This window comes from Beijerinckia sp. 28-YEA-48 (genome assembly GCF_900104955.1).
Taxonomy (GTDB): domain Bacteria; phylum Pseudomonadota; class Alphaproteobacteria; order Rhizobiales; family Beijerinckiaceae; genus Terripilifer.
Map to the genome: position 1 here is coordinate 3,733,254 of NZ_FNSI01000001.1, position 16,694 is coordinate 3,749,947.

Here is a 16,694-nt window from a genome sequence, read left to right on the forward strand (position 1 = left end):
CATATTCCTGCCCGGCCGGATCGAAATGTCGCCGCCTCCCCCCATAACCTGGGCTTAACGAGCCATTTGGGGGCCGTTTTCGGCGATCATATTAACCGCCGGGCAAGCGGCCGGGCGCGATAATTCGTCCCTGCCGGCCTTTTGCCGCGACAGGTCGGTCATGACAGGTCCAGACAGCTCTCCCCCTCCCGCCGTCCAACTGCACGGCCTGACGAAGCGCTTCGGCGACAAGGCCGCCGTGGCCGGCTTCGATCTCACCGTGCGCGCCGGCGAGCTTTATGCCCTGCTCGGCCCCAATGGCGCCGGTAAAACCACGACCCTGCGCATGGTCGCCGGCCTGCTGCCAGCCGACAGCGGCACGATCGAGGTGTTTGGCATCGATGCCCGGCGCGATCCCGTCTCTGCTAAGCGAATCACTGCCTGGCTGCCGGACGAGCCGATGCTCTACGATAAGCTCGATCCGCTCGAATATCTGGAGTTCGTCGCCGGGCTGTGGGGCGTCGCGCCGCGCCTGGCCGAGGCGCGCGCCACGGCGCTGCTTCACACGCTCGGCCTGTGGGAGCATCGCTTCGAGCGCTGCGAGGGCTTTTCACGCGGCATGAAGCAGAAGGTGGCGCTGGCGGGCGCGCTGATCCACGAGCCGCGTCTGCTGATGCTCGACGAACCTCTGACCGGGCTCGACGCCGCCATCGTCCGGCAGGTGAAAGACCTCTTGACGGAACGCGTGCGCGCCGGGGCCGCCATCGTGCTGACGACCCATATTCTCGATGTCGCCGAACGGCTCGCCGACCGCATCGGCATCATCCACGACGGCCGGCTGATCGCCGAAGGCACGCTGGCCGAGCTGCGCGTGCTGGCCGGGCGTCACCAATCGACGCTCGAAGACGTGTTTCTCGAGTTGACGGGACAAGTCCAGAGCGCCGCGCAGCCCATAGATCCTGTCGACGCATGATGAACTTCTTCAAGCCTGGGTCATTTGGCTGGCTGATCGCCCATGATCTGCGCCTGTCGCTGCGTCGCTTCCAGGGCATGTTCGGCCAATTGCAGCCGCGCACGACGGCGCTGATCGTTGTCGCGGCGTTGCTTGTCTTTCACGCCCTCGCCTGGCCGGTGGCGCATTGGCTGGCCGATGACAAAGGCTTGCTCTATCCGGCTTTGGCGGCGGGCGTGCTGTTCGTTCTGCCCTGGCTGATTTCACAAGCGCTGACCGGCGCGACGCGGGCGCTGTATACGCGCGGCGATCTCGATCTTCTGCTCGCCTCGCCCTTGCCCGCGACCCATATTCTGGGCGCGCGCGCCATCGCCATCGCGGCGGAAGCCATGGGCGCGGTGGCGATCCTGGTGTTGCCGATCGCCAATATGAACGCGCTGGTCAATGGCTGGCAGTGGCTCGCGGTCTATCCCACCCTGCTGGCCGGCGGACTGTTTGCAACGTCACTCGGCATCGCCTTGGCGCTTGGGCTCATCCGCCTCATCGGGCCGCGCCGCACGCGTGTCGTTTCGCAGGTGGTGGCCACCTGCATCGGCGCCGCCTTCGTGCTCGGCCTGCAAGTGCTCAACATGTTTCCGCAAGGGACACGCGAAGGCATCGTTGCGGCCATTGATCGATCGGATCCCGGCCTCTTCGATCGCCATGGAATATTATGGCTGCCAGTGCGGGCCGCGGCCGGCGATCTCCCAGCCCTCCTCACATGGAGCCTAGTGGCGCTTGGCCTGTTCACCGTCACCTGCCTGATCATGGGCCGCGCCTTCACCACGAGCGCCCTGCAATCAGCCGGCGTTGCTGGCGGGCGCACGAAACAGCGCCCCATGCGCTTTAACGGCAATCGAGGCCGCGCTCTGCGCCGCAAGGAATGGCGGCTGATCGCGCGCGATCCCTGGCTGATCAGCCAGCTCATGTTGCAAGTGATCTATACCCTGCCGGTTGCCCTCGTCGTCTGGCGCAGCCTTGGCACGCAAGACGCCATCGCCATTTCGGTGGCGCCGGCCATTGTCGTCATCGCCTCGCAAGTGTCCGCCTCGCTCGCCTGGCTCACGCTCTCAAGCGAAGACGCGCCGGAATTCCTCGCCAGCGCGCCGGTGACGCGCCGCGAGATCGAGCGACGCAAGCTGGAAGCTGTCGCCTTGCCGCTTGGCCTGTTCCTGGCGCTGCCGCTTCTCGGGCTGGCGCTGGTCTCGCCCATCGCGGCGCTATGGACGCTCGTCTTCGCCACCTGCGCCGCATTGTCCACGGCCTTGCTCAATCTCTGGCATCCGATGCCGGGGCGACGCGTGATGGTGATGCGCCGACATTCGCAATCGAAACTCATCGCCATGATGGAACATCTGTTGTCCCTGCTCTGGGCCGTGGCGATGGTGATGGCTGTGCTTGGCAGCCTATTCGCCTTCGTGCCGATCAGCCTTGTCCTTGCCGTGCTGTGGTTCAACCGGCCGGCACGCGCCGCTGCCTAATCCTCGGCCTAATCCCCGGCCTGATTAACCTTACCCGACAGTCCTTTCCTCAACGCTGCGGCTGCGGACCAGTGCTTGCAGCCATGTGGGTCCGTCGCGGAACACAGGGGCAATATCGCTCTATCTGTCCCGCATCGAGACAAAACGCACGGAAACAGGACAGATGGCACTCGCCGACAACCCACAGATTGGCAAGGCCCAACTCGCCCCCGGGCCAGGATTGGTTCCGGAGCCCGCGGCTTTTAGCTACGGCGGCGTTCTTTCATCGCCGATGCAAAGCTTTGCTCTGAACGGCCATTTCGTCGCGCTGCTCGCTTGCCTGATCGCCGCTCTGCTGGCCCATGCGGGCGCGATGCCGACAGGCTTTCAATGGCTTGGACGGCTGAGCGCCTTCCTCGAACCTTTCGCCTGGCCTGCCTATCTCGCCTTCTCCGGCATCGCCTGCCACGGTTTTCTGCAGACCAAATGGCAGGTCACATCGCGCGACTATATCGAGCCCGCGGTCATCTACGGCGCGCTCTGGGTGACGCTCAACGCGGCGACAAGCTATGTCTCCGGCTTTGCCCCGCTGGCGCCGATCGCCGCCTCGCTCCACGCCACGATCGGCATTTGGGAAATCCCAGCCTTGCTGGCCCTGCCCGCTTTCATGCTCATCGCCCAGCGGTTCTTCGGCGGACGGCGACTCCTCTTGCTCATCGCGGCCATGGCGCTGCACGTGCTGGCACCGCGGACAGGCTTTGCCTTCATCGACCTCGGCCTCAGCGGCTTCATCTATTTCGTCATCGGCACGCTCTATGCGCGCCAGGGACGCGCGCTCGCCACTTGGGCGTCGCGCCATCCTGCGCTCGCCATCGTCATCCTGTGCGTCTGGAGCATCTACAACGCGCTGGCAACCTTCTATCCCGCCGCCACACTGACAGCGACGCTCGCCAATCTGCCGTTCGCCAGCCTGCCCTTGGCGAAATTCGGCTTGGCTCTCGTTGGCATCGGCGCGGTCGCCATGGTGTCGGGGCTGCTCGGGCTGTTACAATCGGTGCTTAGCACCATCGCTGCGGAACCGCGCATCGCCCATTTGTGGCGGCCTGTCGTGTTGCTGGTACCGTTTGCCATCGGCACGCTCTGCGGCGTTCTGGTCGCCACGCGGCTGGCGCCGAGCCATGCGGGCGCCCTGGCGGTGCTGTCGGTAATGAGTTTGACCGCCATCGTGACGGTCGCCCTCGTGCGGGTCTTCGGCCTGGCCCAGACGACCCCCCACCAGGAAGCCGCCGCAACAGCGAAATTGCGCCCTATTCGGCAGCTGAATGACGGCAACGCGCCATAATCCTGGATTTTTGGGCGCCTGAGGCGGGGATAGCCGCCTCGCGCGCATAGCTTCGCTGTCCCGCAGGGGCTAAACTGCTGCCGGCATTTGCCGCAACACTCCTGCAGACAGCGAGACCATGGCTCCGACGCATAAGCCCCTGTCCAAGGGCGACCATATTTTCCTCGTCGATGGATCGTCCTTCGTCTTCCGCGCCTATTTCCAGTCGATGCGCCAGGACCCGAAATACAATTATCGCTCCGACCGGCTGCCCAATGGCGCGGTGCGGCTGTTTTGCACAAAACTGTTCCAATTCATCGAGAAGGGCGCGATGGGCATCAAGCCCACCCATCTCGCCATCATCCTCGACAAGTCGGAGAACTCCTTCCGCAAGGAAATGTATCCGCCCTATAAGGCCAACCGCTCAGAACCGCCGGAAGATCTCATCCCGCAATTTCCGCTGATGCGCGAAGCGGTGCGCGCCTTTGGCATGATCCCGGTCGAACAGGATGTCTACGAGGCCGACGACCTGATCGCCACCTATGCGCGACAGGCGCGCGAGCGCGGCGCCGATGTGCTGATCGTCTCGGCCGACAAAGACCTGATGCAGCTCATCCAGCCCGGCGTCTCCATGTATGATCCGGCTTCCGGCGTCGCCGGCAACGCGGGCGCCCGCGAGGAGCGGCGCATCGGCGAAGCGGAAGTGCAGGATTATTTCGGCGTGCCTGCCGACAAAGTGATCGACGTGCAGGCGCTCGCCGGCGATTCCACCGACAATGTGCCAGGCGCGCCCGGCATCGGTATCAAGACGGCGGCGCAGCTCATCACCGAATATGGCGACCTCGATACGTTGCTCGCCCGCGCTGGCGAAATCAAACAGCCGAAGCGACGCGAGACCCTGACCAATCCAGAGAACATCGAGAAAATCCGCATCTCGAAAAAGCTGGTGACCCTGGTCGACGACGTGAAGGTGGAAACGCCGATCGACGATCTCATCTTGAACCCGCCCGATGGCAAGGCCCTGGTGGCCTTTCTCAAGGCGATGGAATTTTCCGCCATCACCAAGCGCGCCGCCGAAATCTTTTCGGTCGACGCCAACGAGATCGAGCCCGATCCGCGCCTGGTCGGCCCCGGCGCCTGGCGCGGTCGCAACGGTGAAGCGACAGCCGCCGCTGAGCCGGCAACGGCGGAAGCGGAAGCCGCGCCGAATGGCAACGGCGCCGACTCCAGCGTGCCGCGCAAGAATGCCCGCTATGGCGAACAGGCGCCAAGCGCCGTCATCGCCACCGGCCCTGGTGCGCTCGCCGCCGCCCGCGCGGAAGCTTTCCGCACGATGGCGTTCGATCTGAAGAAATACCAGACCGTCACCTCGCTCGACACGATCGATACGATCATCGCCGCTGCCTTTGCTGCCGGCCGTGTCGCCATCGATACGGAAACCTCGTCGCTCGATCCGCAACAGACGCAGCTCGTCGGCCTGTCCTTCTGCGTCACACCGGGCGAGGCTTTTTATATTCCGCTTGGCCACCGCAGCGAAGGCGGCGGCGATCTGTTCGGCGGCAACGAATTGGTGCCGGGGCAATTGCCGCTCGACGCCGTGCTCGCGAAGGTCAAACCGCTGCTCGAAGACCCGAGCGTCTTGAAGATCGCCCATAACGCCAAATTCGATTGGATCGTGCTGCGCCAGCATGGCGTCGCCATGGAACCCGTCGAAGACACCTTGCTGATGTCTTATGTGCTCGACGCCGGGCGCAGCGATCACGGCATGGACGTGCTGTCGGAAAAGATCCTGGGCCACAAGCCCATCCCCTTCAGCGAGGTGGCGGGCACCGGCCGCACCTTCATCGGCTTCGCCCGCGTGAGCATCGAGAAGGCGACCGAATATTCAGCCGAGGATACTGACGTCACCCTGCGGCTGTGGAACGTACTGAAGCCGCGCCTCGTCGCCGAGCGGATGAACACCATCTATGAGACGCTCGAACGGCCGATGATCGAAACCCTGGCGCGCATGGAGCGGCGCGGCATTTCGATCGACCGGCAGATCCTCTCACGGCTCTCGGGCGAATTCGCGCAAGGCATGGCGCGGCTCGAGGCGGAGATTCAGGAATTGGCCGGCGAGAGCTTCAATCTCGGCTCGCCGAAACAGCTGGGCGACATTCTGTTTGGCAAGATGGGCCTGCCTGGCGGCAAGAAGACCGCGACGGGCGCCTGGTCGACCGCCGCCGGCGTGCTGGAAGACCTGGCCGACCAAGGCCACGACCTGCCGGCGCGCATTCTCGACTGGCGACAGTTGCAGAAGCTGAAATCGACTTACACCGACGCGCTGCCCGAATATGTGAACCCGCAGACCAAGCGCGTCCACACCTCCTATGCGCTGGCCGCGACCACCACCGGACGCCTGTCGTCGTCGGAACCGAACCTGCAGAATATTCCGGTGCGCAACGAGGCCGGGCGCAAGATCCGCACGGCCTTCGTCGCCGCCTCGGGCAATAAGCTCATCTCCGCCGACTATTCGCAGATCGAGCTGCGCCTGCTCGCCCATATCGCCGACATTCCGCAGCTAAAGACGGCTTTTGACAACGGCCTCGACATTCACGCGATGACCGCATCGGAAATGTTCAACGTGCCGATCGAGGGCATGCCGAGCGAAGTGCGCCGCCGCGCCAAGGCGATCAACTTCGGCATCATCTACGGCATGTCGGCCTTCGGCCTCGCCAATCAGCTCGGCATTCCGCGCGAGGAAGCGGGCGCCTATATCCGCAAATATTTCGAGCGCTTCCCCGGTATCCGCGACTATATGGAAGCGACGAAGAAGGTCTGCCGCGAGCAGGGTTATGTGACGACGATCTTCGGCCGCCGCTGCCATTATCCGCGCATCACCGCCTCAAACCCCTCGGAGCGCGCCTTCAACGAACGCGCCGCGATCAACGCGCCAATCCAAGGCTCGGCCGCCGACATCATCCGCCGCGCCATGGTGCGCATGGACGATGCCCTGGTGGCGGCGAAGCTGAACGCGCAGATGCTGCTGCAGGTGCATGACGAACTGGTGTTCGAAGTACCCGAGGCCGAGGTCGATGCGACGATCAAGGTCGTGCGCAAGATCATGGTCGACGCGCCGCATCCGGCGGTGGCGCTGTCCGTGCCGCTACAGGTCGATGCCAAGGCGGCGCATAATTGGGACGAGGCGCATTAATCTCGCGCCTGGGTATCATCCCGGACGCGCCAGCGGCGCGATCCGGGAACCAGGAGCGCGTGGTAGAATGCATGCTCCTGAATGGCACGCCAAAGGTTAAAGCGGCTGCCCCCCGGATACCGGATCACGCTACGCGTGTCCGGTATGACACCAAGACTTCGGGATGACTTGCAACGCATTCTTACATCGCCCCGGCAAGCCCGCTTTCAAAAACGTAAAATTTGCCCGCCTCATTGCAGTCCAACGTCAGTCGTAGGCGATTGGCCAAATCTGGCTCGACAAAAATAGCAAAGACGCGATCCTCGCCATCTTCCACCAGCAGCGGCGCATTGGATGCGGGATTTTCGGGATAACACTTCGATCGCGACCCGATCCCTGGGTAGTAACCTGGGCCATGCCTGATTTCTTGACCGCTGCCGATCCGACCTTCCACAAAATCCAAAAAATACCACAGCGTCGCCACCTGAGAACTTCCAGGCTTTACCCGATCGATGAGAGCATCGATCGCAGCACGGGCCGCGTCCGTGAGAATGATACGAGGCCGGCCAGATGCTTCCATGGCCGGCCTCGCAATTGCTTACGCCAATCCCGACCGCACCCGATCCGGCGTGAACGGCGCTTGCCGCAGGCGCAGGCCCGTTGCGTCATAGATGGCGTTGGCGACGGCGGCGGCGAGGGGGCGCATCGAGCTTTCACCGGCGCCTGACGGCGCGAGCTCCGGCCGGTTGATCAACACCACGTCAATCGTCTCCGGTGCCTCCGTCATGTCGAGGATCGGATAGGTCTGCCAATCGATGCTGGTGACGTTCTTGTCGTCGAACTTCACCTCTTCCCAGATCGCCCGCGACATGCCTTGCACGACATTGCCTTCGATGGTCGCTGTAAGCTGGCGCGGATTGATGATGACGCCGCAATCGTGCGCCACGGTGAATTTGCGGCCCCAGACCTTGCCGGTCTTGAGGTTCACCTCGACCTCGGCGATGACGGCGGAGCGGGTGCCGCTGCGCTGCGCATAGGCAATGCCCTGGCCACGCGCGATATCGCCGGTCACCTGTTTGCGCGCCGCCGTGCGCGGTTGCCAGCCGGCTTTCTCGGCCGCCGCTTTCACCACGGCGACATCGCGTGGCTCGCCCAGATGTTTCAGGCGGAAGGCCACCGGATCCTGATTGGTGGCGAAGGCGACTTCGTCGATGAAGCTTTCGCTGGCGAAATGCAGCTGCGGCCCCAGAGGATCGCGCAAATGCGCGCCGCGCAGGGGTGAACCACGGTCGAGCAACGGCGGCACCGTTTCCCAGCTCTTGCGCTTGGCGGTGAAGCGATAGCTCTCCTCGGGCGTGTTGAACACATTGGTCGGCTTCAGCGGCACACCGATCGCCTGACCGGCCAAGGTGTCGGCAGCGGCGCTTTCATTGCTGCTGACATCAAGACGCGAAAAGCCTTTCGATGAAAAATCCCAGCCGATGATATTGCCGTCCTTGTCGACGGCGGCGCGCGCCCTGTGCACGGAGGCCGGGCCTTTCGGGTCCCAGCCGGTGCCGTCCTGACGCGTGCCGATCACCCGCACCGGCTTGCCGATGAGGCGCGCAATCAAAGCCGCATCCGCCACCGCATCACCGGCATCGTTACGACCATAGGAGCCCGGCCCCGGCACCCAGATGCCACGCACCTTGTCTTTTGGCATGTTGAGCATGGCGGCGGCGCCTTCGCCGGCGAAATGCGGCTTCTGCGAGCCGGTCCACAAGGTCGCCTGACCGTCCTTCACCTCGACGACGGCACAGGCCGGGCCCATGCTGGCATGAGACTGGAAGGGCCATTCATAGGTCGCCTCGATGACGCGTGCGGCGCCCGCGAAGGTCGCATCGACATCGCCGACATCCTTGTCGGCGCCCTTGGCGACCACCGGCGCGTTGCGAATATGATAGTAGAGTTTGCTTTGTTCAGGGAAAGGCGGCTTGACGTCCGACCATGTCACCTTGAGATCGCGCGCCGCCTTCACCGCATCATATTCGCGCGGCGCCACCACGGCGAGGAAAGCCTTCTCGCGCACGATCTGCACGCCGGGAATGCCCTTCACCGACGCTTCGTCGACGCTCACCGGCTCGGCGCCGGCCACCGGCGGGCGCAGCACGCGGCCATGCACCATGCCCGGCACTTTGATGTCGACGACATAGTCACCGGTGCCTAGCACTTTCGGCGCCACGTCGCGGCGCGCCGGCGAGGTGCCGATCACCTTATAGTCAGCGGGTTTCTTGCGTTGGCCCTGGCCTTTGACGAACAGGGCATTGCCAATCTGCTTGTTCCATTCGAGCTGGGTGTCGAAGAAACGGCCGCCGATCAGTTCGCCATAGGAGACCTTCTTGTTCGCGTCGCTGACCGCGTGGACGACACCATCGGTCACCGTGAGATCGGCGGCGGGAAGGCCGAGATGCTGCGCGGCCATGGCGACGAGCTGATAACGCGCTTCGGCGGCAGCGCTCGCCAACGCGACACCGCCCATCTGGATGCCGGTCGAGCCGGAAGCCCCGCCCTGATTGATGCTGGTGCCGGAATCGCCCTGGACGATCGACACTTTCGCGACCGGCAGATCAAGCTCCTCGGCGACCATCTGGGCGCAACCCAGATCAGTGCCCTGGCCCATGTCCATCTTGCCCCAATAGGCGACGACGGAACCATCGGCATTGACGGTGATGTAAGTGGAGAGATTGGCGGGATTGAGCGGCGGACGTTTGTCGGCGCCAAAGACGGCGGCCCGGGCTGCGGCACCCGGCAGAACGACGGCAACGGTGAGCGCACCGGTCGAAACGAGAAGCGTGCGGCGATTGAGTTGAATGGTCATGGTGGCCTCCCTCAAACCTGCGCCGCGCGCTTGATGGCGCGCAGGATGGCAACGTGGGTGCCGCAGCGACACTTGAGGCCGCTCATGGCGTCGCGGATCTGGGCGTCCGTCGGCTTCGGCGTCTTTTCAAGAAAGGCGGCCGCTGTCATCAGCCAGCCGTTGAGACAGTAGCCGCATTGCGGCACCTCTTCGGCGATGAAAGCTTCCTGGATCTTATGCGGCTTGCCGCCGCCAAGTCCGGCGAGCGTCGTCACTTTGGACGTGCCCAGCGAGTCGACCGGGGTAATGCAGGAGCGCACCGGCTCGCCATCGACCAGCACCGTGCAGGCGCCACACTGGGCGAGGCCGCAGCCGAACTTTGGATTCTTCAGCCCCAAATCGTCGCGCAGCGCATAGAGCAGCGGCATGTCGCCATCTGCATCGATCGCATGGACGCGGCCGTCCACGTTGAGTGAAATTCTGGCCACCGGCACCTCCCTAGGTTGTTTCCAAATTAATGCGCGTTTTTCGCGCGGCCGTCCATGGCGTGCCGAGATTGTTACCTCCGCACACCCACGGCTTTGGTCCAACCGCCGCGTGCCCGCTTAACGAATTGTTAACCTTAACAAAACGTTACTCTGCCGCAATCCGACCAAATCCCGCTTTTGTTCACCATCAGGAGGGGATTCGATTTTTCTTCCGGCCAGAATGATGTTCTCTGGACGCACGCAAATTCGCGAGCGGACGCAATATGCTACAGGGACTTCAGGGCACGAGGACGGTGGCGGTCAATCTCGACCGGGATCTTCTGCGTTCCAACGCTCATCTTGAAACCTGGGCTATTTCGTTCAAGGCCAAGCCCATGGCCCTCTTGCGAGCGCTGGGCCGCGCTTTCCAGCGCCGGCAAAGCCTCGGCGATGCTTTGGCCGACGAATTGCCCGTCGACGCTTCTGCTTTCGTCTATGATGCCCAAGAGATTCAGCGCCTGAACGAAGCCCAGGCCAATGGCGCCAAGGTTGTTCTCGAAAGCACACTGCCCGCGGCCTGGTCCGGCCCGATCGCCCATCACCTCGGTCTCGACACGAATATTGGCGTGAATCTTGACATGAATCCTGACATGGACACGACACCTTCTTCGGCGCCGCCCCCAGTTCAGGTCACCAGCGGGCCCGCCCGATCACTACGGGGGAAGTTGCGCGCCTATGCCAAAGCGATGCGGCTCGAACAGTGGTCGAAGAACATCCTCGTCTTCGCCCCGGCGGTGCTGGCGCACCGGCTCGTCGAAGCCCCCGTCCTCATCGCGACAATCTCGGCCTTCTTCTGCCTCGGCCTGGTGGCGTCCTCGATCTATCTGCTCAACGACATCATGGATCTGAAGCAGGATCGCCGCCATCCGACGAAACGGAACCGGCCCTTCGCCAGTGGCGCCCTACCTGTCTCCCATGGTCTTGTGCTGATTCCACTGCTGCTGGCCGGTGCGACGCTGATCGCCTCGCAATTGCCGCCGCTGTTCGCGGCCACCATCGGCGCCTATGTGGTGTTGAACTTCGCCTATACGTTTTATTTCAAGCGCCGGCTGATGGTCGACGTCTTGTCGCTGGCCAGCTCCTATACGCTGCGCATTCTGGCGGGCAATGCGGCCACCGGCATCGAACTGTCGTTCTGGTTGCTGGCGCTGTCGATGTTCCTGTTTCTCAGCCTGGCGCTGGTGAAGCGCTATGTCGAGCTCGACACGGTCACCGTCGATGCGATCAACGAAAAGCGGGTGATGGGCCGGGGCTATCGCTATGGCGACATCGACATGGTGTCGCAGCTTGGCGTCGCCAGCGCCTTCTCGGCGGTGCTGGTGCTGGCGCTTTATGTCGACCGCGCCGGCCACAACGGGCTCTATAAGACCCCGGAGCTGATCTGGCTGATCTGCCCGATGATGCTCTATCTGATCGTGCGCATGTGGTTTCTGGCCAAGCGGCGCGAACTGGTCGACGATCCCGTGCACTTCCTCATTCGCGACTGGCGCAGCCATCTGGTCGGCGCGCTGGCGATCGCGGTGATGCTGGCGGCGAAGTGGGGCTGACATGAGCGTCAAGCTGCACGGGTGGGGACGGATCGCCATGGCTGAAGCCGTGGCCCTGCAACCACGCGACAGCACCTCGGCAACGCTCCCCGCCAGCGCCTATCTGCCCGTCGGCAACAGCCGCAGCTATGGCGACAGCGCCATGCCGGCCGGCACCGCCATCCTCACACGCGGCATGAACCGCATTCTCGATTTCAACGCCGACACCGGTATCCTGCGCGCCGAGGCAGGCGTTCTGCTGAGCGAGATCATCGCATATGTGGTGCCGCACGGCTGGTTTCTGCCGGTGACGCCCGGCACGCAGTTCGTCACGCTCGGCGGCGCCTTGGCCAATGACGTGCATGGCAAAAATCATCACCGCGCCGGCAGCTTTGGCTGTCACGTCACAGCTTTTGAACTGATCCGCTCCGACGGCACCCGCCTTCTTTGTTCGCCGCAGAGCCATGCGGACTTCTACGCCGCCACCATCGGCGGCATGGGCCTGACCGGCCTCGTCACCTGGGTCGAGATGGCGCTGAAGCGCACGCCAACGCCCGACGTGATCGAGGAGACCCTCCGCTTCCCCTCCCTCGGCCGCTTCTTCACGCTCAGCACGCAGAGCGACGCGACCCACGAATATTCCGTCGCCTGGATCGACAGTTCGGCGCGCGGCACGACGCTGGGGCGCGGCCTGTTCATGCGCGCCAATCATGCCAACGCTCCAATGGCCCGGCGCCAAGGGCTGCATCTGACCTTGCCGTTTACGCCGCCCGTCTCGCTGATGAACGGCGCCAGTATCGGTCTCTTCAATGCCGCCCAATTCGCGCTGGCGAAAGCCGGCGAACGACGCCGCGACTATGCGCAGTTCTTCTATCCGCTCGATGGCATCGGCGGTTGGAACCGCGCCTATGGGCCGCGCGGCTTTCACCAGCACCAAAGCGTTCTGCCGCTCCACAGCGCCGAACAGGCCGTGGCCGACATGCTGGCGGCGCTGCACGCAGCGCGCATCCATTCCTTCATCAGCGTGCTGAAAATCTTCGGTCCACGGGCGTCACCCGGGCTGCTGTCCTTTGCCCGCGAAGGCGCCACCCTGGCGCTGGACCTCCCCAACCATGGCGAAGCGACGCTGCACCTTCTCAGCCAGCTTGATCAGATCGCGCTGCGCGCTGGCGGCGCCGTGAATCCCTATAAAGACAGCCGCATGCCGCGCGAGGTGTTCGAAGCTTCGTTTCCGGCCCTGGCGCAGATGCAGCCCTGGTTCGACCCGCTGGCGGCCTCGCAATTCAGCCGCCGCATCGGTCTTCCCCAACGTCTCAATCCCACCACTCTGGCCGCGGAGTGAAACCCGTGCTAACCGCCAGCCACATGACCCTCTCGGACGCCAGGCCCAACGCGATCCTGAAAGTCTCACCGCTGACCCTTCTGGCGGTGTGCTGCCTCGTGGCCATGGCGCTGCTCGCCCTGCCGATCCGCCTGCCGGTCGGCGGCAATTACTGGGACATCATCGTTTATTACGACGCGGCGCATCGGCTCAACAACGGCCAGACCCCGCATACGGATTTTTTCACGCCGGTCGGCGGCCTCGGCTACTACCTGTTCGTCGCGGTGAAGAAACTCATGCCGCAGGCCAATCCGATCCTGGCGGTGCAGTGGAGCATCCTCATCATCGCTGCGCCGCTGATGGCTTTGATCGTTGCCCAGGTCGACCGCGTGTCGCGGGCACGGGCGCTCGGCCTGGTGCTGCCCTTCCTGCTGTTTGGCTTCCTGCCGATCAACGGCATCGAAGCCTATCCGTCTTCCACCTTCGACGCCTTCGGCAATTACAACCGGCAATCGGTTCTGTTGCTTTACGTGCTGGTCTCGACGCTGATGTTCGTGCAATCGCGCGTGTTGCAGAACGTCATCATCGCCATCCTGCTGTCGGCCCTGCTGTTCATCAAGGTCACCGGCTTCGTCGTTGGCTTCGCGCTCGTTTCCTACGCGCTCGTCTGCGGCCGCATCAATTGGCGTGATTACATCCTGGCGATCTTCGGCTTCTTGGCGATCAATTCCGCCATCGAGCTGATCAACGGCATGTACACCGAATATCTCTCCGACATCCTGCAACTGGTCACGATGAATCGCGGCACCTTCCTGCCGCGCCTCGCCGGTGTCGTGACGCTGAAGTTCGACATGATCGTCTGTATCCTGGCATTGCTGGCCATGGTCACCTGGGAGGCTTTGCCGCGCCATGCGGCGGCGGTGCCGAGCGGCAGTTTTCCGACGCTGATCACGGCTGCCCGTAAATTGCTCAACTCCGGCGCCGCGTGGCTTGCCGTGACCTCCGCCGGCGCCATCATCTTCGAAACCCAGAATACCGGCAGCCAGGAGTTCATATTCATCTGGCCGGTGCTGCTCGTCATTCTGTGCAAATGGAAATCGAGCACGGACAGAAAGCGGCCGGTGGTGCTGATGCTGATCGCGGCCATCACGCTGCCGGTGGCCCTGCACACGCTCTACCGCGCGGCGCGCGCGACGGCCGCCGCCATCGTCTATCAGCCGCTGCCGGCGCAATATCTCGACCGCATCGGTCGCGCCAGCGCCAAGAAAGAGCTGATTACAAGGGCGCAGATCCTCAACGATCACTATGCCCGCTTTCAGGACAGCTACCGATCGCTGGCGAACCAGAATCAATTGCCGTCACTGGCGCTGCATGCCGAGCCCGATTTCCAGATCGCCTGGCTGTTGAGTATCGACGAAGCAGCGAAGGCACTGGTCGATTATGAAGCGCGCAATGGCGTGCGTTTCGACAGCGTCTTCTCGATCGACTTCGTCGATCCCTTCTCCTACCTGCTCGACCGCAAGCCGATCCGCAATGTCTCGATCGGCATCGATCCGACGCGCACCTTCCCGGCGCTGACGCCGGAGACGGTCGAGGAGATCGCCAATATGGGGGCCATTCTGATCCCCAAATGCCCGATTACCAGTTTCCGCGACCACATTCTCGAGGGTTTCGAACCGGCGTTACGCAATCGCCTCACGGTGGAACTGACGCCGTGCTGGGATCTGTCGCTGAAGAATTAAAACACCCGCTGCTGCGCCCGCGACAGCTCAAAACCTGCCCCTCGCGCATTGCGGCACAGGATGCCGGTCTCGGCCGAATGGCAGGTGAAGCCGCCGCGTGACCAGACCGCACCATAAGACAGCACCGGCAGATTTGGATCGGCGACCGTATCGCCATGGCAGATGCGGGCGCCGCGCGTCGATTTCGCCAGAACTTCGAAGGCATTGCCCCAGTCGAGATCGCATTCGCGCGGGCGCGGCGGCGGCTTATTGGAGGTCTGCCTGATGTCACAGCGCAGCGACGCCCCATCCGTGTCGGCGAAATAGGCGCAATGGATATTACTGGAGGGCGAGCGAAAGCTGTCGCCTTCCAGCGCCTGAGCGGCCGATATCGATGCCAGGCCGAGAAGGACCGCCGCCAAAACTTTCGCCAAAGCCAGGGTCCCTCTCATCCGATGCCTCACAAAGCTTGAATGAAGCGCACCGTCTCGCCGCGCGCCGGGCTCGTCAATTCGCCCTGCCACATCACCTTGGCGCCACGGATAATGGTGCCGACCGGCCAACCGGTGACCGTCTTGCCGTGATACGGCGTCCACTGACTGCGCGAGGCGATCCAATCGTCGGTGATCGTTTCCTTGCGCTTCATGTCGACGACAGTGAAGTCGGCGTCGTAGCCGAGCGCGATGCGCCCCTTGCGGGCGATCTGGAAAATCCGCTGCGGGCCGGCGCTGCTCATATCGACGAAACGGGCCAGCGACAGGCGGCCGGCGTTGACGTGATCGAGCATGATCGGCACCAGCGTCTGCACGCCGGTCATCCCCGAGGGCGTGTTGGGATAGCTCTTGGCCTTTTCTTCCAGCGTATGGGGCGCATGGTCGGAGCCGAGCACATCGGCGATGCCTTGCGACACGGCCCACCAGATATGATCGCGATGACGGGCCTCGCGCACTGGCGGGTTCATCTGCAGCTTGGTGCCGAGCGTCGCATAGAGGCTGGCGTCGAGGGTGAGATGATGCGGCGTCACTTCGGCGGTGGCGACGTCCTTATGGTCCTTGAGGAAGTCCATCTCCTCGGCAGTGGAAATATGCAGCACGTGAATGGCCGCGCCCTGCTCACGGGCGATGTGCACGAGACGCTGCGTGCAATGCAGCGCCGTCTCCACATCGCGCCACACCGGATGGGAGGACGGATCGCCTGGCACGCGCAGGTGCTTGCGCTCTTCGAGCAAATATTCGTCTTCCGAATGGAAGGCGGCGCGGCGGCGCGTGTGCGAGAGAATATGGCCGACGCCGCCATCATCGGCGACCAGTAGATTGCCGGTGGACGAGCCCATGAACACTTTGATGCCGGCGGCGCCAGGCAGACGCTCAAGCTCGGGGATATCCTTGGCGTTCTCATGGGTGCCACCGACCCAGAAGGCGAAATCGCAATGCATGCGATGGCGGCCGCGCTTCACCTTGTCGGCGAGTTCCTCTGGCCCGGTGGTCAGCGGATTGGTGTTGGGCATTTCGAAGACGGAAGTGACACCGCCCATGACGGCGGCGAGGGAGCCGGTTTCCAGGTCCTCTTTATGGGTGAGGCCGGGCTCGCGGAAATGCACCTGGCTGTCGATCACGCCCGGCAGAATGGTCAGGCCCCGGCAATCGACGGTTTCGGCGGCGGAGGCGCGCGACAGGTCGCCGATGGCCGCAATCGTATCGCCGATCACGCCGATATCGCGTTCCCCGGCCCCGTCCTGATTGACGACCGTGCCCCCGGACAGAATGAGATCAAAGGTTTGCGCCATATTCCGGGTTCCTGTGTCTTTTCCACCTGATGTGACGACTGCGCAGTTTGCTGC

Annotated in this window: 12 protein-coding genes; 7 read left to right on the plus strand and 5 right to left on the minus strand. The window is 63.5% G+C overall.

Annotated features, from left to right (window positions below; genetic code table 11):
* Window positions 1-160 precede the first annotated feature (160 nt).
* The 4 genes from BLW50_RS17590 (at window position 161) to polA (ending at window position 6,944) form a co-directional block, all read left to right on the plus strand.
* A complete protein-coding gene (locus BLW50_RS17590; RefSeq protein ID WP_090704844.1) occupies window positions 161-952 on the plus strand; it encodes an ABC transporter ATP-binding protein in 792 nt (263 codons plus the stop codon).
* A complete protein-coding gene (locus BLW50_RS17595; RefSeq protein WP_139267657.1) occupies window positions 949-2,451 on the plus strand; it encodes a hypothetical protein in 1,503 nt (500 codons plus the stop codon). Before BLW50_RS17590 ends, BLW50_RS17595 begins: the two co-directional genes overlap by 4 nt.
* 163 nt (window positions 2,452-2,614) lie before the next feature.
* Complete coding sequence (locus BLW50_RS17600) at window positions 2,615-3,772, plus strand: hypothetical protein (protein ID WP_090704847.1); 1,158 nt, start codon at window positions 2,615-2,617, stop codon at window positions 3,770-3,772.
* A 118-nt stretch (window positions 3,773-3,890) separates the two neighbouring features.
* Window positions 3,891-6,944, plus strand: coding sequence for a DNA polymerase I (polA, locus tag BLW50_RS17605; RefSeq protein WP_090704849.1), 3,054 nt, complete (start codon window positions 3,891-3,893; stop codon window positions 6,942-6,944).
* Window positions 6,945-7,125: 181 nt separating this feature from the next.
* Here polA and BLW50_RS17610 read toward each other — a convergent pair whose 3' ends face one another.
* From BLW50_RS17610 to BLW50_RS17620, 3 genes are read right to left on the minus strand one after another with little or no spacing between them, the layout of a single operon-like run.
* Entirely contained in the window at window positions 7,126-7,503 is a 378-nt protein-coding gene (locus BLW50_RS17610) for a hypothetical protein (RefSeq protein ID WP_090704851.1), read from the minus strand.
* An 18-nt stretch (window positions 7,504-7,521) separates the two neighbouring features.
* Window positions 7,522-9,780, minus strand: coding sequence for a xanthine dehydrogenase family protein molybdopterin-binding subunit (locus BLW50_RS17615; RefSeq protein ID WP_090704852.1), 2,259 nt, complete (start codon window positions 9,778-9,780; stop codon window positions 7,522-7,524).
* 11 nt (window positions 9,781-9,791) lie between these two features.
* The gene (locus BLW50_RS17620) at window positions 9,792-10,247 is read right to left on the minus strand and encodes a (2Fe-2S)-binding protein (protein ID WP_090709287.1); all 456 of its coding nucleotides are present in this window, start codon (window positions 10,245-10,247) and stop codon (window positions 9,792-9,794) included.
* A gap of 263 nt (window positions 10,248-10,510) precedes the next feature.
* On the opposite strand from BLW50_RS17620, the gene BLW50_RS17625 reads away from it, so the two are divergent.
* The 3 genes from BLW50_RS17625 to BLW50_RS17635 are packed head-to-tail and all read left to right on the plus strand — an operon-like array spanning window position 10,511 to window position 14,875.
* The gene (locus tag BLW50_RS17625; protein ID WP_090704854.1) at window positions 10,511-11,833 is read left to right on the plus strand and encodes a UbiA family prenyltransferase; all 1,323 of its coding nucleotides are present in this window, start codon (window positions 10,511-10,513) and stop codon (window positions 11,831-11,833) included.
* 1 nt (window position 11,834) lies between these two features.
* Complete coding sequence (locus BLW50_RS17630) at window positions 11,835-13,154, plus strand: FAD-binding oxidoreductase (RefSeq protein WP_090704856.1); 1,320 nt, start codon at window positions 11,835-11,837, stop codon at window positions 13,152-13,154.
* 5 nt (window positions 13,155-13,159) lie between these two features.
* On the plus strand, window positions 13,160-14,875 hold the full coding sequence (locus tag BLW50_RS17635; protein ID WP_139267658.1) for a hypothetical protein: 1,716 nt from the start codon (window positions 13,160-13,162) through the stop codon (window positions 14,873-14,875).
* On the opposite strand, the gene BLW50_RS17640 is transcribed toward BLW50_RS17635, so the two are convergent.
* Entirely contained in the window at window positions 14,872-15,306 is a 435-nt protein-coding gene (locus BLW50_RS17640; protein WP_090704859.1) for a DUF6636 domain-containing protein, read from the minus strand. The genes BLW50_RS17635 and BLW50_RS17640 overlap by 4 nt on opposite strands.
* A gap of 8 nt (window positions 15,307-15,314) precedes the next feature.
* Entirely contained in the window at window positions 15,315-16,640 is a 1,326-nt protein-coding gene (locus BLW50_RS17645) for a dihydroorotase (protein WP_090704861.1), read from the minus strand.
* Between the last annotated feature and the right edge of the window lie 54 nt (window positions 16,641-16,694).

Excerpts from the sequence above, each read along its gene's own strand:
- BLW50_RS17590 (WP_090704844.1), top strand. The coding sequence starts at position 161 with ATGACAGGTCCAGACAGCTCTCCCCCTCCCGCCGTCCAACTGCACGGC.
- BLW50_RS17595 (WP_139267657.1), top strand. The coding sequence starts at position 949 with ATGATGAACTTCTTCAAGCCTGGGTCATTTGGCTGGCTGATCGCCCAT.
- BLW50_RS17600 (WP_090704847.1), top strand. The coding sequence starts at position 2,615 with ATGGCACTCGCCGACAACCCACAGATTGGCAAGGCCCAACTCGCCCCC.
- polA (WP_090704849.1), top strand. The coding sequence starts at position 3,891 with ATGGCTCCGACGCATAAGCCCCTGTCCAAGGGCGACCATATTTTCCTC.
- BLW50_RS17610 (WP_090704851.1), bottom strand. The coding sequence starts at position 7,503 with ATGGAAGCATCTGGCCGGCCTCGTATCATTCTCACGGACGCGGCCCGT.
- BLW50_RS17615 (WP_090704852.1), bottom strand. The coding sequence starts at position 9,780 with ATGACCATTCAACTCAATCGCCGCACGCTTCTCGTTTCGACCGGTGCG.
- BLW50_RS17625 (WP_090704854.1), top strand. The coding sequence starts at position 10,511 with ATGCTACAGGGACTTCAGGGCACGAGGACGGTGGCGGTCAATCTCGAC.
- BLW50_RS17630 (WP_090704856.1), top strand. The coding sequence starts at position 11,835 with ATGAGCGTCAAGCTGCACGGGTGGGGACGGATCGCCATGGCTGAAGCC.
- BLW50_RS17640 (WP_090704859.1), bottom strand. The coding sequence starts at position 15,306 with ATGAGAGGGACCCTGGCTTTGGCGAAAGTTTTGGCGGCGGTCCTTCTC.
- BLW50_RS17645 (WP_090704861.1), bottom strand. The coding sequence starts at position 16,640 with ATGGCGCAAACCTTTGATCTCATTCTGTCCGGGGGCACGGTCGTCAAT.